Origin of the sequence: Roseobacter ponti (assembly GCF_012932215.1) — a bacterium.
Taxonomy (GTDB): domain Bacteria; phylum Pseudomonadota; class Alphaproteobacteria; order Rhodobacterales; family Rhodobacteraceae; genus Roseobacter; species Roseobacter ponti.
On record NZ_CP048788.1, the window covers coordinates 1,290,279 to 1,311,874 of the forward strand.

At 62.0% G+C, this 21,596-nt stretch carries 20 protein-coding genes; 19 read left to right on the forward strand and 1 reads right to left on the reverse strand.

Annotation, left to right across the window (positions count from 1 at the left end):
* Positions 1-8 precede the first annotated feature (8 nt).
* The 5 genes from G3256_RS06220 to murD are packed head-to-tail and all read left to right on the forward strand — an operon-like array spanning position 9 to position 5,732.
* A complete protein-coding gene (locus tag G3256_RS06220) occupies positions 9-1,490 on the forward strand; it encodes a UDP-N-acetylmuramoyl-L-alanyl-D-glutamate--2,6-diaminopimelate ligase (protein WP_169639990.1) in 1,482 nt (493 codons plus the stop codon).
* Positions 1,487-2,917, forward strand: a complete 1,431-nt coding sequence (locus G3256_RS06225; RefSeq protein WP_169639991.1) for a UDP-N-acetylmuramoyl-tripeptide--D-alanyl-D-alanine ligase — start codon at positions 1,487-1,489, stop codon at positions 2,915-2,917. Before G3256_RS06220 ends, G3256_RS06225 begins: the two co-directional genes overlap by 4 nt.
* A gap of 9 nt (positions 2,918-2,926) precedes the next feature.
* Positions 2,927-4,009: a phospho-N-acetylmuramoyl-pentapeptide-transferase gene (gene mraY, locus G3256_RS06230; protein ID WP_169639992.1), complete on the forward strand. Its 1,083-nt coding sequence runs from the start codon at positions 2,927-2,929 to the stop codon at positions 4,007-4,009.
* Positions 4,009-4,341: a hypothetical protein gene (locus G3256_RS06235; RefSeq protein WP_169639993.1), complete on the forward strand. Its 333-nt coding sequence runs from the start codon at positions 4,009-4,011 to the stop codon at positions 4,339-4,341. Before mraY ends, G3256_RS06235 begins: the two co-directional genes overlap by 1 nt.
* Positions 4,338-5,732 (forward strand): UDP-N-acetylmuramoyl-L-alanine--D-glutamate ligase, encoded by a 1,395-nt coding sequence (gene murD / locus G3256_RS06240; RefSeq protein ID WP_169639994.1) that lies wholly within the window; start codon positions 4,338-4,340, stop codon positions 5,730-5,732. Before G3256_RS06235 ends, murD begins: the two co-directional genes overlap by 4 nt.
* Before the next feature lie 60 nt (positions 5,733-5,792).
* Here murD and G3256_RS06245 read toward each other — a convergent pair whose 3' ends face one another.
* A complete protein-coding gene (locus tag G3256_RS06245; RefSeq protein WP_169639995.1) occupies positions 5,793-6,962 on the reverse strand; it encodes a BaiN/RdsA family NAD(P)/FAD-dependent oxidoreductase in 1,170 nt (389 codons plus the stop codon).
* Positions 6,963-7,097: 135 nt separating this feature from the next.
* Here G3256_RS06245 and ftsW point away from each other — a divergent pair, with 135 nt between their 5' ends.
* From ftsW to recN, 14 genes are all read left to right on the forward strand, one after another.
* On the forward strand, positions 7,098-8,267 hold the full coding sequence (gene ftsW / locus G3256_RS06250) for a putative lipid II flippase FtsW (protein ID WP_169639996.1): 1,170 nt from the start codon (positions 7,098-7,100) through the stop codon (positions 8,265-8,267).
* A complete protein-coding gene (locus tag G3256_RS06255; RefSeq protein ID WP_169639997.1) occupies positions 8,264-9,367 on the forward strand; it encodes a UDP-N-acetylglucosamine--N-acetylmuramyl-(pentapeptide) pyrophosphoryl-undecaprenol N-acetylglucosamine transferase in 1,104 nt (367 codons plus the stop codon). Before ftsW ends, G3256_RS06255 begins: the two co-directional genes overlap by 4 nt.
* Positions 9,364-10,770, forward strand: a complete 1,407-nt coding sequence (gene murC, locus G3256_RS06260) for a UDP-N-acetylmuramate--L-alanine ligase (RefSeq protein ID WP_169639998.1) — start codon at positions 9,364-9,366, stop codon at positions 10,768-10,770. Before G3256_RS06255 ends, murC begins: the two co-directional genes overlap by 4 nt.
* 7 nt (positions 10,771-10,777) lie before the next feature.
* Positions 10,778-11,038 (forward strand): hypothetical protein, encoded by a 261-nt coding sequence (locus G3256_RS06265; RefSeq protein ID WP_169639999.1) that lies wholly within the window; start codon positions 10,778-10,780, stop codon positions 11,036-11,038.
* Positions 11,039-11,048: 10 nt separating this feature from the next.
* A complete protein-coding gene (locus G3256_RS06270; RefSeq protein ID WP_169640000.1) occupies positions 11,049-11,297 on the forward strand; it encodes a DUF2484 family protein in 249 nt (82 codons plus the stop codon).
* Positions 11,294-11,542, forward strand: coding sequence for a DUF2484 family protein (locus tag G3256_RS06275; protein ID WP_169640001.1), 249 nt, complete (start codon positions 11,294-11,296; stop codon positions 11,540-11,542). The genes G3256_RS06270 and G3256_RS06275 overlap by 4 nt, the downstream gene beginning before the upstream one ends.
* A gap of 10 nt (positions 11,543-11,552) precedes the next feature.
* The gene (gene murB, locus G3256_RS06280; protein WP_169640002.1) at positions 11,553-12,470 is read left to right on the forward strand and encodes a UDP-N-acetylmuramate dehydrogenase; all 918 of its coding nucleotides are present in this window, start codon (positions 11,553-11,555) and stop codon (positions 12,468-12,470) included.
* 116 nt (positions 12,471-12,586) lie between these two features.
* Entirely contained in the window at positions 12,587-13,507 is a 921-nt protein-coding gene (locus tag G3256_RS06285) for a D-alanine--D-alanine ligase (RefSeq protein ID WP_206040799.1), read from the forward strand.
* A complete protein-coding gene (locus G3256_RS06290; RefSeq protein ID WP_169640004.1) occupies positions 13,495-14,376 on the forward strand; it encodes a cell division protein FtsQ/DivIB in 882 nt (293 codons plus the stop codon). Before G3256_RS06285 ends, G3256_RS06290 begins: the two co-directional genes overlap by 13 nt.
* Position 14,377: 1 nt before the next feature.
* Complete coding sequence (ftsA, locus tag G3256_RS06295) at positions 14,378-15,712, forward strand: cell division protein FtsA (protein ID WP_169640005.1); 1,335 nt, start codon at positions 14,378-14,380, stop codon at positions 15,710-15,712.
* A gap of 397 nt (positions 15,713-16,109) precedes the next feature.
* Positions 16,110-17,735, forward strand: a complete 1,626-nt coding sequence (gene ftsZ / locus G3256_RS06300; protein WP_169640006.1) for a cell division protein FtsZ — start codon at positions 16,110-16,112, stop codon at positions 17,733-17,735.
* A 204-nt stretch (positions 17,736-17,939) separates the two neighbouring features.
* Positions 17,940-18,863 carry a UDP-3-O-acyl-N-acetylglucosamine deacetylase gene (gene lpxC / locus G3256_RS06305; protein ID WP_169640007.1) on the forward strand — a complete coding sequence of 308 codons (924 nt, stop codon included), beginning with the start codon at positions 17,940-17,942 and terminating at the stop codon, positions 18,861-18,863.
* Between the two features lie 135 nt (positions 18,864-18,998).
* Complete coding sequence (locus G3256_RS06310) at positions 18,999-19,865, forward strand: outer membrane protein assembly factor BamD (protein ID WP_169640008.1); 867 nt, start codon at positions 18,999-19,001, stop codon at positions 19,863-19,865.
* 31 nt (positions 19,866-19,896) lie between these two features.
* On the forward strand, positions 19,897-21,561 hold the full coding sequence (gene recN, locus G3256_RS06315) for a DNA repair protein RecN (protein ID WP_169640009.1): 1,665 nt from the start codon (positions 19,897-19,899) through the stop codon (positions 21,559-21,561).
* Positions 21,562-21,596: the final 35 nt, after the last annotated feature.

Consider the following 21,596-nt stretch of genomic DNA (forward strand, 5'->3'; position numbering starts at 1 on the left):
CGGGGGCCATGCGCGAGACGTCAAAAAAGCTTTCATCTCTCGGTCTGACCGCCAGAAGCGGCCGGAACCCTGACATAACCGGTCTTGCCGTGGACAGCCGGGATGTGCGCGACGGATGTCTTTTCGCGGCGATGCCCGGGGTGATAACCCATGGCGCGCGTTTTATTGAAGCCGCCCTCAATCAGGGGGCCGTCGCAGTGCTCACCGATGCTGAGGGAGCGAGCCTCGCTGCCGATGTGCTGGCATCAGGCGAGTGCGCTGTTGTGGTCAGCCAGGCCCCGCGAGAGGCTCTGGCGCGCACAGCGTCGCTTTGGTTTGGTGCGCAGCCCGGGACCATGGTGGCTGTGACCGGCACCAACGGGAAAACCTCTGTTGCGAGTTTCGTCCGCCAGATATGGACGCTGCTCGGCCATCAGGCGATAAATCTCGGCACCACCGGGGTCGAAGGAGCCTGGACCGCGCCACTTGCCCATACAACACCTGAGCCGATCACGCTGCACCGAGCGCTGGCGGTGGCAGTGGCCCATGGCGTGACCCATGCCGCGATGGAGGCTTCCTCGCATGGTCTTGATCAGCGCCGGCTGGATGGTGTCACGCTGAAAGCTGCAGGGTTCACCAACTTCACACAGGATCATCTCGATTATCACTCCAGCTTTGAAGATTACTTCGACGCAAAGGCCGGGCTTTTCGCCCGTGTACTGCCGGAAGATGCGCATGCGGTCATCCATATTGAGGAAGAACGCGGCACGGATATGGCAGCGATCGCCACGGCGCGTCACTGTCCGGTGATCAGCGTCGGGCGCCAGATCGGTGATCTGCATATGGGTCAGGTCCAGGTGGATCCGACCGGACAGACGGTGGCCTTCCGGTATCTGGGCGAGACCTTTGTGCGCCGCCTGCCGCTCATCGGGGATTTTCAGGCCGAGAATGTCATGGTTGCCGCGGGGCTTGCAATCGCCTGCGGTGATGCGCCTGCGGCGGTCTTTGACACCTTTGAGAGCCTCACAACTGTGCGCGGACGGATGCAGCTTGCAGCAACGCGCGAAAACGGGGCTGCGGTTTTTGTTGATTACGCCCATACACCTGATGCGGTCGCGACCGCGCTGCAGGCGTTGCGCCCCCATGTGCTGGGGCGTCTGATTGCAATTATCGGTGCGGGCGGCGACCGCGATGCAACCAAGCGCCCGCTGATGGGGCAGGCAGCAACCGATCACGCGGATCTCGTGATCGTCACCGACGACAACCCCCGCTCGGAAGATCCCGCAACGATCCGTGCGGCGGTGCTGCTGGGCGCGCCGGATGCGCTCGAAGTGGGCGACCGGGCCGAGGCAATCCTGCGCGGTGTCGATGCGCTGGGGCCCGGGGATGCACTGCTCATCGCCGGGAAGGGGCATGAGACCGGGCAGATTGTCGGTGATGATATTCTCCCCTTCGATGATGCCGAACAGGCCAGTGTCGCCGTTTCCGCTCTCGACGGGCGGTTCGCGTGACGCTCTGGACCTCTGCTGAGGCGGCGGCGGCCACCGGCGGGCGGGCCACCACGGCCTGGTCTGCCAGCGGCGTGTCGATCGATACACGCACACTGAACCCCGGTGATCTCTTCGTGGCGCTCACAGATGTGCGCGATGGCCATGAATTTGTGGTGCAGGCGCTGGAGAGAGGTGCGGCCGCGGCGCTGGTATCGCATGTGCCGGAGGGGGTGCAGGAAGATGCGCCGCTCCTCGTGGTGGGGGATGTGCTTGCCGGGCTGCAGGCGCTCGGACAGGCCGGGCGCGCGCGGATGCGGGGCCGGGTGGTCGGTGTAACCGGCAGCGTCGGCAAGACCTCGACCAAAGAGATGCTGCTTGCCATGTGCGCCGATCAGGGCAGGACCCACGCGTCGGTCGCAAGCTATAACAACCACTGGGGCGTGCCGCTGACGCTGGCACGAATGCCTGCAGACACCGAATTCGCGATCATTGAGATCGGCATGAACCACCCCGGCGAGATCGCACCGCTCGCGAAAATGGCGCAGCCGCATGTGGCGCTGATCACCACGGTGGCCGCCGCCCATCTGGAGGCTTTTAACGATATCACCGGGATCGCCGTCGAAAAGGCGTCGATCTTAGAGGGCGTCGTGCCGAACGGGATCGCGGTGCTGAACGCGGACGTCGAGACATCTGCCATTCTGATGGCCAAAGCCCGGGACTGCAAACTGCGTGACATCAGCTTTGGTGAGCACGGCTATGATTTTCAGCTGAAAAAAGCGGTTGTACAGGGTGAAACAACCGTCGTGCAGGCACAGATGGGCATGGAGCCGCTGCTCTTTAAGCTTTCCACGCCGGGGCGGCATTTTGCGATGAACGCACTTGGCGCGCTGGCGGTCATGGCGGCCCTGCGTGCTGATATGGCGCTTGCGGTCGCCTCGATCGGGCGCTGGCGGCCTTACAAAGGCCGGGGGCAACGCGAGCGCATCTGTCTTGATCCGGTCGACACCCGGCTGACGCTGGATCTGATCGACGACAGCTACAATGCCAACCCGACCTCTATGGGGGCCGCGCTGGAAGTGCTGGGCGCTGCGGAGGTTCAGAACGATATCGGGCGTGTCTCGAAAGGACGGCGCATCGCCTATCTGGGCGATATGAAAGAGCTCGGGCCTGACGAAATCGCTCTGCATGCCGGGATTGCACATCTGGACGCCGTGAAAGAGATCGACGTGATCCACTGCATCGGGCCGCTGATGCGGTCGCTCTGGGATCTGTTGCCCGAGGCACGCCGTGGAGAGTGGTTTGAGACTTCAGCTGACGCGCTGCCGCGCCTGAAACGGCATCTGGACAGCGGCGATGTGGTGCTGGCCAAAGGATCACTGAGCATGAAACTGGGCCTCATCGTTGACGCCATCCGCAAAATGGGACATGCCCCGCTGGACGTGGAATAGGAAAATGCCATGCTGTACTGGTTGACGCTGCTGTCGGACGGAGGGGATTTCTTCAACCTCTTCCGGTATATCACGTTCCGCGCGGGCGGGGCGTTTATGACGGCACTTGTCTTCGGGTTCCTCTTTGGCAAGCCGCTGATCGGGGTGCTGCGCAAGCGCCAGGGCAAAGGCCAGCCCATTCGCGATGACGGCCCCGAGGGGCATTTCGCAAAGGCCGGCACACCTACAATGGGCGGGCTGCTGATCATCGGCGCGCTGCTCACATCCACGCTGCTCTGGGCGCGGCTGGACAACCCTTTCATCTGGATTGTGCTCTTTGTCACCGTGTCTTTCGCGCTGATCGGGTTTCTCGACGATTACGCCAAAGTGTCCAAACAGACGACCTCGGGCGTATCCGGCAAAATGCGTCTGGCCATCGGTTTTGCGATCTCTGCCACAGCCGCCATTCTGGCCGCGCGCTATCATCCGGAGGCCCTGCAGAACCGTCTTGCGCTGCCGGTGTTCAAGGATACGCTGATCAATCTCGGCTTTCTTTTCGTACCATTCGCGATGATCGTTATCGTCGGGTCGGCGAACGCGGTGAACCTTACCGACGGGCTCGACGGGCTTGCGATTATGCCGGTGATGATTGCCGCAGGTACGCTGGGTGTCATCGCCTATGCGGTGGGCCGGGTCGACTTCACCGAATATCTCGATGTGCATTACGTGGCCGGCACCGGTGAGATCCTGATATTTACGGCGGGGATTTTTGGCGGGGGGCTGGGATTTTTATGGTACAACGCGCCACCGGCCGCTGTCTTTATGGGCGACACCGGCAGCCTTGCTCTGGGCGGTGCGCTGGGAGCTATTGCTGTCTCTACAAAACACGAAATCGTTCTGGCCATCGTTGGCGGGCTCTTTGTGGTCGAAGCGCTGAGCGTGATCATTCAGGTGCTCTATTTCAAAAAGACCGGCAAGCGGGTCTTTCTGATGGCGCCCATCCACCACCACTATGAAAAGAAGGGCTGGGCGGAGAGCACCATCGTGATCCGCTTCTGGATCATTTCGCTCATTCTCGCGATGATCGGTCTGGCCACGCTTAAGGTACGGTAATGCCTCATGCGGAGCTGAAATATTCTGACAGCCTGGCACTTGATGCACCTGCCATCCTCGCTGAGGTTGAACATATAATTCTGCAACACGATGCGGGTTCCGGGGAGTGTAAGGGCCGCGCATACCCCTGCGCGCAGACGCATCACATCCATCTGCTGCTGAGCATTACGATGCTGGAAAAGCCGCACCGCGACGACGTTTTCACGCAGGCACTGATGGCCGATATCGAAGCGGCGGTGAAGGCGCGCATTCATACCAGCTGCTTTTTCTCCTTTGGCCTCGACTACAGCCGCGGTGCCTATATCACCAACACACATAAGGTGCCCGGATGATCCCGGTCACGGGCCTTGAAGGCGCGCAGGTCGCCGTTCTGGGCCTGGGGCGTTCGGGGCTGAGTGCCGCACGCGCTCTGGCTGCCGGTGGGGCGGAACCTTTGTGCTGGGACGACAACGGGGACGCGCGCGCGCGCGCCGAAGCCGAAGGGTTCACCTGCCGCGCCTTCCGCTCGGTACAGGATTTTGATGCCGTCACCCGGCTCATCGTCAGCCCCGGCATCCCGCATCTCTATCCTGAACCGAATCCTGTGATCGCTGCGGCGCTCGCAGCAGGGGTGCCGGTGGATAATGACATCGGGCTGTTCTTTCAGTCGTTTGCGACCAGCGACTGGCACCGGTTTGACACCAGCCCGCGGGTGATTGCGGTGACCGGATCCAATGGTAAATCGACCACCTCCGCACTCATTCATCATGTTCTCTCAGCCTCCGGGCGGCCCTGCCAGCTTGCCGGGAACATCGGACGCGGCGTTCTCGATATTGATCTGCCGCATGACGGCGAGGTCGTGGTGCTGGAGCTTTCCAGCTACCAGACAGAGCTTGCGCGCAGTCTCACACCGGACATCGCGGTCTTCACCAATCTTTCACCGGATCATCTTGACCGGCATGGTGGCATGGGCGGCTACTTCGCGGCCAAGAGGCGGCTTTTTGCGGAGGGCGGGCCGGACCGGGCGGTGATTGGCGTCGATGAGGCCGAGGGCCGGTTTCTGGCCGGGCAGTTGTCTGAAGGTCGCGGTGATGACCGGGTAATCCGGGTGTCGGTCGAGCGCAAACTCACCGGCCCGGGCTGGCAGGTCTTTGCCCGCAAAGGTTTCCTCGCAGAGTATCGCAAGGAGCGTCAGGTGGCATCCGTTGACCTGCGCGGCATTGCGGGGCTGCCGGGATCGCATAACCACCAGAATGCCTGTGCTGCATGGGCGGCATGCCGGGCGCTGGGTCTGGCGCCCAAAGTCATCGAGGCGGGCTTTCACAGCTATCCCGGGTTGCCGCACCGAAGCCAGCTTGTGGGCGAGGTGCGCGGGGTGCGGTTTGTGAACGACAGCAAAGCGACCAATGTGGATGCCGCCGCACATGCGCTCGCCGCGTTTGACAGTGTGCGGTGGATCTGCGGCGGGCTGGAAAAAGAGGGTGGTCTGTCCGGACTGTCGGCTGCTGCGGGGTCCGTGCGCCGTGCCTACGTCATCGGACGGGAAGCTGCCGGATTTGCACTGCAGCTGTCGGTGGATGCTGAGGTCTGCACGACAATGGAAGCGGCCGTGCGGCGTGCTGTTGAGGACGCGGAACCCGGCGACGTGGTTCTGCTGGCCCCTGCGGCTGCAAGCTTTGATCAGTACGACAACTTCGAGCAGCGCGGTGATGATTTTGTGGCAGAGGTGTCAAAGTATCTCTGAGGTGCGGGTCCGGCAGGACCGGGGCGTTCCCGCGAAGAGTGTAACGCGTCAGGTGCCGCGTTACTTCGCGCGGGCGGCGGCCATGGCTGAGGCCCAGGCCCACTGAAAATTGTACCCGCCGAGCCATCCCGTGACGTCCACCGCCTCGCCGATGAAGTAAAGTCCGGGAATATCTTTGGCCGCCATGGTCTGTGAGGAGAGTTCATCTGTACTGATGCCGCCCAGCGTGACTTCAGCCTTTCGGTAGCCTTCAGTGCCCGAGGGGAGCATCTCCCAGTTTCCCAGCCGGTCGGCAAGATCCTGCAACTGCGCGTCGGACTGGTCCGCAAGATTTCCGGCAAGCCCGAACTCTGTCGCGATATGATCTGCGAGCCGCGCCGGATAATGCTGTGCGAGTTCTGTGACGAGCTTTCGCCTGCCCGACTGCTGACGCTGCGCGCGCAGCGCCTCTGACAGGGTATTCTCGGGATCCAGACTGAGCATCACCGGTTCGCCTTCACGCCAGTAGCTTGACGCCTGAAGAACGGCAGGCCCGGAAAGGCCCCGGTGCGTGAAAAGCAAAGCCTCATCAAAGGCGGTCCCGCCCGCGCTTATCCGGGCAGGTGCTGCGACCCCGGCGAGATGTGCAAAGCGTCCTTCGGGAAAGGTAAAGGGAACCAGCGCAGGCCGGGTATCAGTAACCCGCAGGCCGAACCGGCGGGCGACATCATAGGCAAGACCGGTGGCGCCCATTTTCGGAATGGATTTGCCTCCGGTCGCGATGACGAGGTTTTTCGCTGTGACCTGCGTCGTTCTGCCCTCGCGGGTCATGGCAAAGGTGAACCCGTCCGGCCCCTTTGCAAAGTCCCGGGCAGTCGTCTGCAAATTGAGTATCGCGCCGTTTTTCTGCATCAGATCCAGCAGCATGGCGATGATTTCTTTTGCAGAGCCATCGCAGAAGAGCTGGCCCAGCGTTTTTTCGTGCCAGGCGATGCCGTACTGATCCACAAGGCTGATGAAATCCCACTGGGTATATCGGGCCAGTGCAGATTTGGCGAAATGCGGGTTTTCGGACAGAAATGACTGTGCATCACAGTACATATTGGTGAAATTGCACCTGCCGCCGCCGGAGATCCGGATCTTTTCGCCCGGCGCCTGCGCGTGATCGATCACGAGCACACGTCCCGGAGTGTGGGCCGCGCACATCATACCGGCCGCGCCGGCACCGATGATGGCTGTATCTGTTCGCATCGCAGCCCATTGGCCCGAAAACCGCGCAAAGACAAGGGTTCAGGCTGGCGCGACAGGTGAATTCGCGTTATTGTCGCACCAGCAGACCCCGGAAAGGGGCGCATCGAGGCAGTGTAAACTTCAAGGCAGGCCCCTATGACGGAAATGGTCTATGGCGCAGTACCGGTTCGCGATGGCGAGCCGATCCTCCCGAAATGGTGGCGGACCGTCGATAAATGGACAATGTCCTGCATCCTGATCCTGTTCGCGATCGGGCTGTTACTCGGGCTTGCCGCGTCACCCCCGCTGGCGGCAAAAAACGGGTTTGAACCCTTTCATTACGTGCAGCGACAGGCGTTTTTCGGCACTGTCGCGCTGCTGGCGATGATGATCACATCGATGATGTCGCCGCTTCTCGTGCGCCGGCTCGCGGTCCTGGGGTTTCTGGTGGCTTTCGTGGCGATGGCGCTGCTGCCGTTTTTCGGCACGGATTTCGGCAAAGGTGCCGTGCGCTGGTACGGGCTCGGATTTGCGTCGCTGCAACCGTCGGAGTTTCTCAAACCGGGCTTTGTCGTCGTTGCGGCCTGGCTGATGGCCGCTTCTGCTGATCTTAACGGGCCGCCGGGAAAAACATGGTCTTTTGCGCTGTGTATCTCGATCGTGCTGATGCTGGCGCTGCAGCCTGACTTTGGTCAGGCCTGTCTGGTGCTCTTCGCCTGGGGTGTCATGTATTTCGTGGCGGGTGCGCCGATGGTGCTGCTTGTGGGTATGGCGATGCTGGCCATTTTCGGGGGCACGATTGCCTATTCGAATTCCGAGCATTTCGCCCGTCGCATCGACGGGTTTCTGAGCGCGGATATCGACCCCACGACACAGCTTGGCTATGCCGCCAATGCCATCCGCGAGGGCGGGCTTTTCGGTGTCGGTGTGGGCGAAGGGCAGGTGAAATGGTCGCTGCCCGATGCCCATACCGATTTCATCATTGCTGTGGCCGCCGAGGAATACGGGCTGATCATCGTGCTGGTGATCATCGCGCTATATACGACCGTGGTGGTACGCTCTCTGATGCGGCTGGTGCGCGAGCGTGATCCGTTTATCCGCCTCGCCGGCACCGGGCTGGCCTGTACGCTCGGTGTGCAGGCGATGATTAATATGGGGGTCGCGGTCCGGCTCCTGCCGGCCAAGGGCATGACACTCCCCTTCGTGAGCTACGGCGGCTCTTCGGTGATCGCCTCGGGCATCGCGGTGGGCATGCTGCTGGCCTTCACGCGGACCCGGCCACAGGGCGGCATCAGCGATCTGCTGACCCGCGGGCGCTCAGGATGAGTTCGGCGCCGCTTCTCGTGATCGCAGCCGGCGGCACCGGCGGGCATATGTTTCCTGCTCAGGCTCTGGCCGAGGCGATGCTGGCCCGTGGCTGGCGAGTGAAGCTCTCCACAGATGCCCGTGGCGCGCGCTACACCGGCGCCTTTCCCGACGGCACAGAGATTGAGGAGATCAGCAGTGCCACCTTCTCGCGCGGCGGTCCTGCGGCCAGAGCTGCGGCCCCTTTCCGGATCGGTACGGGTGTTCTGGGCGCGCTTATGGCCTTCCGCAGGGACAGGCCGGCGGTTGTCGTGGGCTTTGGCGGCTATCCGACAATCCCGGCTATGGCCGCGGCCTTTCTGATGAAACTGCCGCGCATGATCCACGAGCAGAATGGTATTCTGGGGCGCGTGAACACGGCCTTTGCCACGCGGGTGGATGCGATTGCCTGCGGGACATGGCCCACAGACCTGCCAGAGGGCGTCGTGGGCGAGCATACCGGCAACCCGGTGCGGCGCGCGGTGCTCGACCGGTCGGAGGCGGGGTATATTTCGCCCGGCGATTACCCGATGGAACTGCTGGTTATCGGCGGCAGCCAGGGCGCGCGCATTCTCAGCGATGTGGTGCCGCCTGCTGTGGCCGAGCTGCCGATGCGCATCCTCGACAACATCCGGGTGAGCCATCAGGCCCGCGAGGAAGATCAGGAGCGGGTCGCGAAATACTATGCTGACAACGGAATCAAAGCTGAGGTGCAGCCCTTTTTCAAAGATGTCCCGCGGCGGATGTCAGAAGCGCAGCTGGTGATCAGCCGGGCGGGGGCGTCATCTGTGGCGGATATCTCTGTCATCGGACGGCCGTCGATCCTGATCCCCTTTGCTGCCGCTACCGGAGATCACCAGACGGCCAATGCGCGCGGCCTCGTGGAGGCCGGGGCCGCGATCATGGTGCCGGAATCCAAAGCCAACGTCGCGGCACTGGCCGAAATGATCGCCTCTGTACTGGACAATCCGGAGGGTGCGATGCAAATGGCCCGCTCGGCCGCGAAATTCGGAAAACCCGAGGCGACCGAACTGCTGGCAGGGATGGTCGAGCGGCTGGCAGGAAAGGAATTTGAGACATGAGTGCAGCAACTAAACTGCCCGGTGACGTGGGCCCCATTCATTTCGTCGGCATCGGCGGGATCGGCATGTCGGGCATCGCAGAGGTTCTGCTGAACCACGGCTACCGTGTGCAGGGATCAGATCTGAAATCCTCGCCGATCACCGAGCGGCTCGCGGGCCTTGGCGCACATATTTTTGAGGGCCAGAAGGCGGAGAATGTCGCAAACGCTGAGGTCGTCGTGATCTCGAGCGCTATCAAAACCGGCAATCCGGAGCTGGATGCCGCCCGCGCGCAGGGTCTGCCGGTGGTGCGCCGTGCAGAAATGCTGGCCGAGCTGATGCGGCTGAAATCCAATGTCGCTGTGGCCGGCACTCACGGAAAAACGACCACCACCACCATGGTTGCCACACTGCTCGATGCGGGAGATTTCGACCCCACCGTGATCAACGGCGGGATCATTCACGCATACGGCTCCAACGCGCGGGCCGGCGAGGGCGAGTGGATGGTCGTGGAAGCCGATGAAAGCGACGGCACGTTCAACAGGCTGCCCGCCACCATTGCGATCATTACCAATATCGACCCCGAGCATATGGAGCACTGGGGCACCGAAGAAGCCCTGCACCAGGGATTTTACGATTTCGTCTCCAACATTCCGTTCTATGGCGTCGCGGTCTGCTGCACCGATGACCCTGATGTACAGGCGCTGGTGGGGCGGATCACTGATCGTCGCGTTGTGACTTACGGGTTCAACGCCCAGGCGGATGTGCGGGCGGTCAATCTTACCTACAGGGCAGGGGTTGCGCATTTCGATGTGGCGCTGCAGGCCGAAGGCATCGTCATCGAGGGCTGCAGCCTGCCGATGCCGGGAGATCACAACGTCTCCAACGCGCTTTCTGCAATCGCTGTCGCCCGCCATCTCGGCATGAAGGCCGAGCAGATTAAGACCGCATTAGCCGCGTTCGGCGGCGTTAACAGGCGCTTTACCCGGGTGGGTGAAATTGACGGCGTGACAATCATCGATGACTACGGACACCATCCTGTCGAGATCACGGCTGTGCTGAAAGCCGCCCGTCATGCGACGGAGGGCCGGGTGATCGCTGTGCACCAGCCGCACCGGTATTCAAGGCTCTCCGGACTCTTTGACGACTTCTGCGCCTGTTTCAACGATGCGGATGTGGTGGGCATCGCAGATGTTTTCGCCGCCGGCGAGGACCCGGTGGACGGATACGGGCGCGACGATCTGGTGGCAGGTCTCATCCGTCACGGGCACCGGCATGCACGCGCGGTCGTTGATGAAGATGATCTGGAGCGCCTCGTGCGTGAACAGGCGCGGCCCGGCGATATGGTCGTCTGTCTCGGAGCCGGTACGATCAGCGCCTGGGCCAATGCCCTGCCGGAGCGGCTGAAGAAAAAGGTGGCATAGCGCGGGTATGAAACTGATTGCCATCATGGCCGGGTTGTCTGCCACCAGTGGGGTAATCGGTCTGTTGACGGGTAAGCGAATGAGTGGATATGCGCTGGCCGGGACGGTGTTCGCACTGATCGTGGCAAGCGTCGGTATCGCCTTGTTTGTCGCGCGCGGCGGAGGGAACGACAACATTGTCGGCGCATTTGTCCTTTACGTTTATCTGCTGCCCGCAGTCGCCGGATTTGCGACCGGTGCCACCGTTTCGAAAATCAGATCTTACTAGGGAGAAAGTCATGTTGCTCTGGGTCTGTATTGCATGGGTTCTCGCCTCGGCGGCGGTCGCGATGCTGCCGATGCGACTGCAATATGTGCCGGGCATTGCCCTCCTGCTGATGGCGCCGGTGCTGATTGTGCTGGCCGGAGTTACCTGGAACTGGTGGGTTGCGGGTTTTGCGCTCTTTGCCTTCGTGTCGATGTTCCGCAATCCCCTGCGTTATTTTCTTGCCCGGGCACGGGGCGAACGACCGGAGATCCCCCGATGAGCACCCCTTTGATCCTCGCCGCTTTCTGGGCACTGATTGCCAATGTCCTCGCAATGACGCCGAGCCGGGACCACCACTGGCGCAATGCCTATATTCTGATCGCCGTTGGCATCCCCATCGTCGGTCTTGTGACATGGGCGCATGGTCCGTGGATCGGTATGCTGGTGATGGTCGCCGGCATGTCGGTCCTGCGATGGCCGGTGATTTATCTTGGTCGCTGGATCAGGCGCATCACGCTGCGCTGAGAGGGGCCCGATGACTGACATGCCACAGGTGCGCGGGCGGCTGACGCCGGACCGGACGCTGAGTGATCTGACATGGCTGCGTGTGGGTGGCCCTGCCGACTGGCTCTTTCAGCCCGCGGACGAGGAAGATCTCTGTGCCTTTCTGGCAGCCCTGCCGCCGGAGGTGCCGGTGTTTCCGATGGGAGTGGGCTCCAATCTGATCGTGCGCGATGGCGGCCTGCGGGCTGTGGTGATCCGACTTGGCCGCGGGTTCAATGCGATTGACTGCGCGGGAACGCAGGTCACGGCAGGGGCGGCGGCCCTTGATGCACATGTCGCGCGGCGCGCGGCAGACGCCGGGATTGATCTGACATTTCTGCGCACCATTCCCGGCAGTATCGGCGGCGCCGTACGCATGAACGCGGGCTGCTACGGAAGCTATACGGCGGACGTGCTTGTAGAGGTGCGGGCCGTTACGAGGTCCGGCGAAGCGATCAGGATACCCGCATCTGACCTTCAGCTTGCTTACCGCCAGAGCGTGCTGCCGGACGGGGCCGTGCTCACGGCTGCTGTTTTTGAGGCACCCCGGGAGGATCCCGCCAGGCTGCACGCACGCATGGAAGACCAGCTGGCACAACGCAACGCGTCCCAGCCCGTGAAAGACCGCAGTGCAGGATCCACATTCCGCAATCCGGCAGGGTTTTCATCGACCGGGCGGGCGGATGACGTTCATGATCTAAAGGCCTGGAAGGTGATTGACGACGCCGGCATGCGGGGCGCCCGGCGTGGCGGCGCACAGATGAGCGAAAAGCATTCAAACTTCCTGATCAATACCGGCGATGCCACAGCGGCGGATCTTGAAGGATTGGGCGAGGACGTGCGAAAAAAGGTTTACGCCCAAAGCGGTATCACGCTAGAATGGGAAATCATGCGGGTCGGCGAAACTTAACGGCAATTTAACCATAATTCGCCACCCTCGGATGCACGGATAAAAGACGGTGAACCGGCGCAAAGCCGGAGCTTATAAAACAAAACGGACCGAAATGGTCCACCAGAGGCACCAAGGTGGGTAAGTCGAGCAGGACACCCCCGAAAGTGGCAGTATTGATGGGCGGACCTTCGGCTGAGCGCGAAGTGTCTTTGTCCAGCGGGCAGGCCTGCGCTGACGCTTTGCGGGAAGAAGGATACGAGGTGGTCGCAGTTGATGCGGGCCGCGATCTGTGTGCCGTTCTGCAGGATATTCAACCCGATGCGGTGCTGAACTGTCTGCATGGCCGCTGGGGCGAGGATGGCTGTGTTCAGGGTCTGCTGGAGTGGATGGGCATTCCCTATTCACACTCCGGTGTGCTGGCCTCGGCCCTCGCCATGGATAAACAGCGCAGCAAGGATGCTTTTGTTGCCGCCGGGCTGCCGGTGGTGCAGAGCTTCATCGCATCGCGCGACGCGGTGCGCGCAGGTCACGTCATGGATCCTCCTTACGTGGTCAAGCCCAATAACGAAGGCTCCTCGGTCGGAATCTATCTGGTGCATGAAGCGAGCAACGGCCCGCCTGATCTTGCCGCCGATATGCCCGATGAGGTCATGGTAGAGGCTTTCGCACCCGGACGCGAGCTGACCACCACGGTGATCGGCGACCGCGCTCTGGTGGTCACCGATATCCTGACCGACGGCTGGTATGATTACGACGCCAAATACAAACCCGGCGGGTCGCGCCATGTCGTGCCCGCAGAGATCCCCGAAGAGATCACCGCTCTTTGTCTCGATTATGCGCTGCGCGCTCACAGGGTTCTGGGATGCCGTGGTGTCAGCCGCACGGATTTCCGCTGGGACGAGAGCCGTGGCGCGGACGGGCTGATCCTGCTGGAGACGAACACGCAACCGGGCATGACCGCGACCTCGCTCTCGCCTGAACAGGCGCAGGCCTGTGGGATGAGTTTCGGCGCGCTCTGTGCCTGGATGGTGGAGGACGCCTCATGCGCGCGCTGAGTTTCCGGGGTAAAAGCAGCACGGCCTGTGATCCGGCGCCCTCGCGATGGTCCTGGCGGATGCAGCGTCTGATGCTGACACCGGCCTTTCGACTGATGCTGCGCGCGGGCCTGCCGATGGCGCTGACATTTACCGCCGGCACGGTCTGGCTTTCGGATGAAACACGGCGCGAGGCGATCCGCGAAACGGTATCCGAGGCAAAAGCCGCCTTTGAGACCCGCCCGGAGTTCATGGTGCGCCTGATGGCAATTGACGGGGCAGGCGACGCGCTTGCGGCGGATATCCGCGAGGTGGTGCCGCTCGGCTTTCCGATCAGCTCATTTGACCTCGACCTTAAATCCATCCGGGCGACGATCTCTGATCTTCCCCCGGTGAGGAGCGCAACCGTGCGCATCCGGCCGGGTGGTATTCTGCAGGTGGACGTCGTGCCGCGCAGGCCTGTGGTGGTATGGCGCCGTCCCGGGGGCCTGAACATGGTCGATGTGGACGGGGTTCTGGTTGATACGCTGGCCGCCCGCATGGACCGGCCTGATCTGCCGCTGATTGCAGGAGCCGGGGCGCAGAAGCATGTCAAAGAAGCGCTCGAGCTTTATCGGGCTGCGGCACCGCTGGGCGGGCGTTTGCGCGGGATCGTGCGCATGGGCGATCGCCGGTGGGACGTGGTTCTCGACCGGGGGCAGCGCATACTGCTGCCCGAAACCGACGCTGTTGGCGCGCTTGACCGGGTGATTGCAATGGACGGCGTCCAGGACGTGCTGGCACGCGATATACGGCGGATCGATCTGCGGCTGGGACAGCGGCCGACAGTACAGATGAGCAGGGCAGCCACCGGGACCTGGTGGGAGATGCGGGAAGTGTCAGGGCAGTAGAATGAGCGACTTATACGACAATCAGCGGCAGATGAGACAGATGCGCAAGGCCGCGATGCAGCGCGGCGTAGTGGCGATCCTGGATGTGGGCAGCTCCAAGATTTCCTGTCTGGTGCTGCGCTTTGACGGCACCGGTCCGCTGGGCGATGAAGGTGAGATCGGATCGCTTGCCGGGCAGTCGGGGTTCCGGGTGATTGGTGCCGCCACGACCCGCTCACGCGGTGTGAAATTCGGTGAGGTCTGTGCGATGCAGGAGACCGAGCGCGCGATCCGCACGGCGCTGCAGGGTGCGCAGAAGATGGCCGGCATCCGCGTAGATCATGTGATCGCCTGTTTTGCAGGTGCCGAGCCGCGCTCCTACGGGCTTGATGCCGCTCTGCCGCTCGAAGGCGAAGCGGTCGGGGAGCAGGACGTGGCGCGTGTTCTCGCCGCCTGTGATGTGCCGGATTACGGACCGGGCCGCGAAGTGCTGCATGCCCAGCCGGTCAACTTCGCGATTGATCATCGTTCGGGTCTCGTCGACCCGCGCGGACAGCTCGGCACCATGTTGTCGGTGGATATGCATATGCTCACCGTAGACGGGCAGGCGGTGCAGCATCTGGCACATTGCATCAAACGGTGTGATCTGGAACTCGCCGGGATCGCCTCCTCGGCGTATGTCAGCGGGTATTCCTCGCTCGTGGAGGATGAACAGGAGCTGGGTGCGGCCTGTATCGACCTTGGCGGTGGCACCACCGGCGTGTCGATTTTCATCAAGAAACACATGATTTACGCCGATACCGTAAGGATGGGGGGCGATCACGTGACCTCCGATATCTCGATGGGTCTGCAGATCCCGATGGCCAATGCCGAACGGATCAAGACGTTTTACGGTGGCGTGCATGCCACGGGCGTGGACGACCGCGAAATGATTGAGATCGGCGGGGACACGGGTGATTTTGAACACGACCGCCGCACCGTCAGCCGCGCTGAGGTGATCGGGATTATGCGTCCGCGTGTTGAGGAAATTCTGGAAGAAGTGCGCGCACGACTTGATGCGGCAGGCTTTGATCACCTTCCGAGCCAGCAGATCGTGCTGACCGGCGGCGGCAGCCAGATCCCCGGGCTTGATGGTCTGGCGAGCCGGATACTCGGACAGCAGGTGCGGCTGGGCCGGCCTCTGCGCGTGCACGGGTTGCCGCAGGCGGCTACCGGTCCGGGTTTTGCCTCGGTGGTCGGGCTGTCGCTTTTCGCCGCGCACCCGCAGGACGAATGGTGGGATTTCGACATCCCTGCCGAGGGCTATCCGAACCGGTCGCTGAAACGGGCGGTAAGATGGTTTCGGGACAACTGGTGAGGGTGGTCGTTTCCGATACGTGTCCGATCGCAGCAATCGTGGCGAAAGAATCGGGTGACGCCATACGTCCCGCATGATAAGTTATCCACAAGACCCGACAGAGGTCTCAAGGCGATCGAGCAGGCGCCCTTAACCGATGAATCACCCGACCGTCCGGCACAGCTTCTGCGCCGTTCCCGGTGGGGTTGTGTCACGTTCCAGGTGTTGCGCTTTGATTTTGCGCAACATCTTGCCGATAGCCCCGCTGCCAGGCTCTCAACGCCCGATTGCCCCCTACATTTTGTGTCATTTTTGCGTTTTTTGCGTGACCCTGGGGTCGGCAACGGATAAAGTCGTCACGGAACAGGACCGGAAAAATACCCGTGAATGCGGGTTTTCAGCACAGGCGGATTTAACAATGACACTTACTCTTTCGATGCCCGGACAGGCAGATCTGAAACCCCGTATCACCGTGTTTGGTGTGGGCGGTGCCGGCGGGAACGCCGTCAACAATATGATCGAGAAAGAGCTGGATGGTGTTGAGTTCGTTGTCGCCAACACCGACGCACAGGCGCTGCAGCAGGCGCGCGCGGAAAACCGCGTGCAGCTTGGCGTGAAGGTGACGGAAGGGCTGGGCGCAGGCGCCCGCGCATCCGTCGGCGCCGCAGCCGCAGAAGAAAGCATCGAAGAGATCGTGGACCATCTGGCAGGCGCACATATGTGCTTTATCACCGCCGGCATGGGCGGTGGCACCGGAACTGGTGCTGCACCGATCATTGCACAGGCCGCGCGCGAACTTGGCGTTCTGACCGTCGGCGTGGTGACCAAGCCCTTCCAGTTTGAGGGTGCCAAGCGCATGCGCCAGGCCGAAGACGGTGTCGAGGCACTGCAGAAGGTCGTCGATACGCTGATCATCATTCCCAACCAGAACCTGTTCCGTCTGGCCAATGAAAAAACCACCTTTACCGAAGCCTTCTCGATGGCGGACGATGTGCTCTACCAGGGTGTCAAAGGTGTCACGGATCTGATGGTACGCCCGGGTCTGATCAACCTCGACTTTGCTGATGTACGCGCCGTTATGGACGAGATGGGCAAGGCGATGATGGGCACCGGCGAAGCGGATGGCGAAGATCGCGCAGTACAGGCGGCCGAAAAGGCCATTGCCAACCCGCTGCTTGATGAAATCAGCCTGCGCGGCGCCAAGGGCGTTCTTATCAACATCACCGGCGGGCACGATCTTACGCTCTTTGAGCTGGATGAGGCAGCCAACCGGATCCGTGAAGAGGTGGACCCGGAAGCAAACATCATCGTGGGTTCCACACTCGACACCGACATGGGCGGTCTGATGCGGGTCAGCGTTGTTGCCACCGGCATCGACGCCGCAGATGTGAACGCCGATATGCCGGTGCCGCGCCGGTCGCTTTCCGAACCGCTGCGCCAGCCTGCTGCTGTCGAAGAAGAGGTGGCACCCGCAGCAGTGGCCGCCGAGGCAGAGCCGCAGCCCGAAGTCGTTGCGCGCGAAACCGACGAGCCGGGTCTTTTTGAAACCCTCGACGTGGAGCAGGCCGCGGCCTCCGATATGGCCGAGGATATCTTTGCCGATGACACGCAGCAGGCCGCAGACGACCTGCCGCCGCCCGCGTATCAGCCTCAGGTCGCAGCGTTCGAGCCGCGCCGCGATGTGCCCGAAGCACAGGCCGAAGCATTTGTTGCACCGCGCGCACCGGCCCCCGGCACGCCGTCACCGGAAGCACTGGCCCGTCTGCGTGCCGCTGCCGAAAAGGCCGCACCACAAACCGCGTCCGATCACCAGGCACGGGTTGCACGTGAAGCTGCCCAGCAGGGAGAACGTCCGCGCTTTGGTATCAACTCGCTGATCAACCGCATGACAGGTCACGGCGAAGGCGCCCCGCAGCCTGCGCCGCGCCAGCAACCGCAGGTTCAGCATCGCAGTGCCGCACCCGCTCCGATGCCTCAGGATCAGGCGGACCCCGATCAGGACCGCATCGAAATCCCGGCATTTCTGCGTCGTCAGGCGAACTGAAACCATCACGAATGATGTTAACAGGGCCGCAGTAACGCGGCCCTTTTTCTATTTTATTCAAGGAGTTGTCATTTTGCAGGCGTCTTTGCGCCGAAATGTAACAGGAGTGTTTCAGTCGGTTGCAAAGATTGAGTTGGCTCCTGGGGCGCCAGCACCTAACTACCTGTCAAGCGGGTGAAAAACCTGTGGGATTGAGAGGTCATTGTGCAGACTACCATCAAATCACCGGTCAGTTTTTCGGGTCCCGGATTGCATTCCGGGCAAAAAGCAACGCTGACCATCCGGCCGGCAACCGCCGAGCACGGTATCTGGTTTGCGCGGACCGATGTGGCCGTGGGTGATCGTATGGTGCCTGCGCGCTGGGACGCCGTTCTGCGTTCGCCGCTTTGCACGCGTATCGAAAACAGTTCCGGCCTGCAGGTCTCTACTGTCGAACATGTGATGGCGGCGCTTGCCGGTTGTGGCGTGCACAACGCTCTGGTCGAGATGGACGGTCCCGAAGTGCCGATCCTTGACGGCTCTGCAGCCCCCTTTGTGCGCGGCATTATGCAGCGCGGTCTGCGAGATCTGCGTGCGCCGGTGCGGGCCTTCGAGATCATGAAAGAAATCACCGTGACCGACGGAGAGGCCTCTGCAACGCTGGCCCCGGCGGAAACGCTGATCATCGACTTCGAGATCGATTTTGAAGACCGCGCCATTGGTCATCAGCGCAAATCGCTTGTCATGAATAACGGCAGCTTTGCTCGCGAGCTTTGCGACAGCCGCACATTCTGCCGTCAGGCGGATGTGGATGCAATGCTCTCCAATGGCCTGGCGCTTGGCGGCAATCCCGGCGAGAACGCGGTCGTCTTTGACGGCGACGATGTGCTGAGCCCCGGCGGTCTGCGTCACAGTGACGAACCTGTCCGCCACAAAATGCTGGACGCTCTGGGCGATCTCGCGATGGCGGGTGCGCCGCTGATCGGGCGCTATACCGGTGTACGTGCGGGCCATTCGCTGACCAACACGTTGTTGCGCAAGGTTTTTGCGACACCGGGGGCGGTGCGCATGATCGTCTGTGACGAAGATACAGCAGCGCGTCTTCCGGGTTACGGTCTGGTCTGGGATGAAATTCCCGCAGTTGCCTGAACGGCAGGCAGCTTTTAACATCACAAACAATGTATTAGATGCAAAGGGCGTTTTGCGCGCCTTTTTTGTGTGCTACGACACACCTGAGCGCGCATGGATACGGCGCCCCGGGGGAAACGGATGAGGAAAGCCGGCATGGGAATGATCAGATCGCGTCACGGAGTGATCGGCGCGCTGCTCGTTGGTGTGGCACTTGGCGGCTGTGCCGAAGACAGCGGCCGGACGACCGGCAGCTTCTTCAATCCGCAGGAAATTCCGCTGGAAACCTATTCTGCTGAGCAGATTTTTGAACGGGGTGAATTTGAACTGAGCCGGTCACAGCCGGATGAGGCCGCGTTTTACTTTTCCGAGATCGAGCGGCTCTATCCCTATTCGGACTGGGCGCGACGGGCACTGATCATGCAGGCCTTTGCCTATCACTCAGATGAAGACTATCCCAACAGCCGGTCCGCAGCGCAGCGTTTCATTGATTTCTATCCCGATGACGACGATGCAGCCTATGCGCAGTACCTTCTTGCGCTGAGTTATTACGACCAGATTGACGAAGTCGGTCGGGATCAGGGGCTCACTTTCCAGGCGCTGCAGTCACTGCGCGAGGTGATCGAACGCTATCCCGAGAGTGATTATTCACGCTCTGCCATTCTGAAGTTTGATCTCGCTTTTGACCATCTTGCGGCTAAGGAAATGGAGATCGGGCGCTATTACCTGCGCCGTGAGCACTATTCCGCTGCGATCAACCGGTTCCGCGTCGTGGTTGAGGACTTTCAGACCACCACCCAGACACCCGAAGCACTGCACCGCCTTGTCGAGGCCTATCTGTCGCTTGGCCTTACCGATCAGGCGCGGACAGCAGGTGCCATTCTGGGGTACAACTATCGCTCGACCTCCTGGTACGAGGACAGCTACGCGCTGCTCACCGGGCAGGGGCTCACGCTGGAAGCGGCCGGTGACGGCTGGCTGCGGCAGGTCTATCGCCAGACCGTAAAAGGGAACTGGCTCTGACCCGGCCAACGCCTGAGGACCGATAACGCCGATGCTGCGCGGACTGGACATCGCCGACATGCTCATCATCGACCGGCTGGAGCTTGCGTTCCAGCCCGGTCTGAACGTGCTCACCGGGGAGACCGGTGCCGGCAAGTCTATCCTTCTGGATTCGCTGGGATTTGTGCTTGGCTGGCGCGGCCGGGCGGATCTGGTGCGGCAGGGGGCAGAGCAGGGCGAGGTGACGGCCTGGTTCGATTTGACGCCTGATCATCCGGCCCGTGCGGTGCTTCGTGATGCAGGCCTGCCGGAAGGGGATGAGCTGATCCTGCGGCGCATCAACAGCCGCGACGGGCGCAAAACCGCATGGGTCAATGACCGGCGCTGCTCTGGTGAAGTGCTGCGGCAACTCTCGGAGACGCTTGTAGAACTGCATGGCCAGCACGATGACCGGGGGCTTCTGAACCCGCGTGGCCACCGGGTAATTCTTGATGAATTCGGCGGGCTGGAGGCGCAGCGCGCAGCGGTCCGGGCGGCATGGACCACATGCGGGCAGGCCGCAAAAGCGCTGAAGTCAGCCGAGGCTGCGATGGCGGTCATTCGCGAAGAAGAGGATTACCTCCGCCACGCGGTGGCGGAGCTTGATGCGCTGGCACCGGAGCCCGGCGAAGAGGCCGGCCTCGATGTACAGCGGCGGCTGATGCAGGGTGCAGAAAAGATCCGCAACGATGTTGTGCGCGCGCATGAGCTTCTGGGGGCGCAGGGGGCTGAAGCGGCTTTTGGCGAGGCGATGCGCTGGCTTGATGGCGCGGCAACGCATGCCGAAGGGCGGCTTGAGGCGCCGATGGCAGCACTGTCGCGCGCGATGTCCGAACTGGGGGAGGCGCTCGACGGCATCGGCGATGCAGTTCAGGATTTATCCTTTGATCCCAATGATCTGGAAAATACAGAAGAGCGTCTCTTTGCCATTCGCGCACTCGCCCGGAAACATGACATTCTGGCGGATGATCTGGCTGCATTCGGCGATACTCTGCGCGAAAAACTGAATGCCCTTGATGCCGGGGATGCGGACCTGTCGAAGCTCAGGCAGGCGCTCGACAAGGCAGAGGCCGCATACAACGACACAGCGGCGCGTCTGAGCGAGGCCCGCACGTCAGCGGCCTTGTCACTTGATAAAGCCGTCAGTGCAGAGCTCGCGCCTCTGAAGATGGAACGTGCGGTTTTCACGACGCAGATCACACCCGAGGTACCTGGGCCCGAGGGGCAGGATGCGGTGGCGTTCAGCGTCGCGACCAACCCCGGCGCGCCCTCCGGGCCGCTCAACCGGATCGCCTCCGGCGGCGAACTCAGCCGTTTCTTACTTGCCCTCAAAGTATGCCTGACGCGGGGACAGACCGGCCTCACGATGATTTTTGACGAAATCGATCGGGGTGTCGGTGGCGCCACTGCGGATGCTGTGGGGCGTCGTCTGTCGGCGCTGGCCGCAGAGGGCCAGGTGCTGGTGGTGACCCATTCGCCTCAGGTGGCTGCCCTTGGCACGCATCACTGGCGCGTGGAAAAGCGGGTCTCCCGCGGCATGACCACCTCGACGGTCGTGCCGCTGCCCGGCGACGACCGCATCGACGAGATTGCGCGGATGCTCTCAGGCGACACCATCACCGATGAAGCGCGGGCAGCCGCCCGCTCACTGCTTGCTGTTCAGGGATGCAGCGGATGATCAGGCACCGGTGCGCGCCTCTCATTGAAAACCGG

Coding starts and splice junctions, on each gene's coding strand:
- G3256_RS06220 (WP_169639990.1), top strand. CDS start 9: ATGCGCGAGACGTCAAAAAAGCTTTCATCTCTCGGTCTGACCGCCAGA.
- mraY (WP_169639992.1), top strand. CDS start 2,927: ATGCTGTACTGGTTGACGCTGCTGTCGGACGGAGGGGATTTCTTCAAC.
- G3256_RS06235 (WP_169639993.1), top strand. CDS start 4,009: ATGCCTCATGCGGAGCTGAAATATTCTGACAGCCTGGCACTTGATGCA.
- murD (WP_169639994.1), top strand. CDS start 4,338: ATGATCCCGGTCACGGGCCTTGAAGGCGCGCAGGTCGCCGTTCTGGGC.
- G3256_RS06245 (WP_169639995.1), bottom strand. CDS start 6,962: ATGCGAACAGATACAGCCATCATCGGTGCCGGCGCGGCCGGTATGATG.
- ftsW (WP_169639996.1), top strand. CDS start 7,098: ATGACGGAAATGGTCTATGGCGCAGTACCGGTTCGCGATGGCGAGCCG.
- G3256_RS06255 (WP_169639997.1), top strand. CDS start 8,264: ATGAGTTCGGCGCCGCTTCTCGTGATCGCAGCCGGCGGCACCGGCGGG.
- murC (WP_169639998.1), top strand. CDS start 9,364: ATGAGTGCAGCAACTAAACTGCCCGGTGACGTGGGCCCCATTCATTTC.
- G3256_RS06265 (WP_169639999.1), top strand. CDS start 10,778: ATGAAACTGATTGCCATCATGGCCGGGTTGTCTGCCACCAGTGGGGTA.
- G3256_RS06270 (WP_169640000.1), top strand. CDS start 11,049: ATGTTGCTCTGGGTCTGTATTGCATGGGTTCTCGCCTCGGCGGCGGTC.
- G3256_RS06275 (WP_169640001.1), top strand. CDS start 11,294: ATGAGCACCCCTTTGATCCTCGCCGCTTTCTGGGCACTGATTGCCAAT.
- murB (WP_169640002.1), top strand. CDS start 11,553: ATGACTGACATGCCACAGGTGCGCGGGCGGCTGACGCCGGACCGGACG.
- G3256_RS06290 (WP_169640004.1), top strand. CDS start 13,495: ATGCGCGCGCTGAGTTTCCGGGGTAAAAGCAGCACGGCCTGTGATCCG.
- ftsA (WP_169640005.1), top strand. CDS start 14,378: ATGAGCGACTTATACGACAATCAGCGGCAGATGAGACAGATGCGCAAG.
- ftsZ (WP_169640006.1), top strand. CDS start 16,110: ATGACACTTACTCTTTCGATGCCCGGACAGGCAGATCTGAAACCCCGT.
- G3256_RS06310 (WP_169640008.1), top strand. CDS start 18,999: ATGGGAATGATCAGATCGCGTCACGGAGTGATCGGCGCGCTGCTCGTT.
- recN (WP_169640009.1), top strand. CDS start 19,897: ATGCTGCGCGGACTGGACATCGCCGACATGCTCATCATCGACCGGCTG.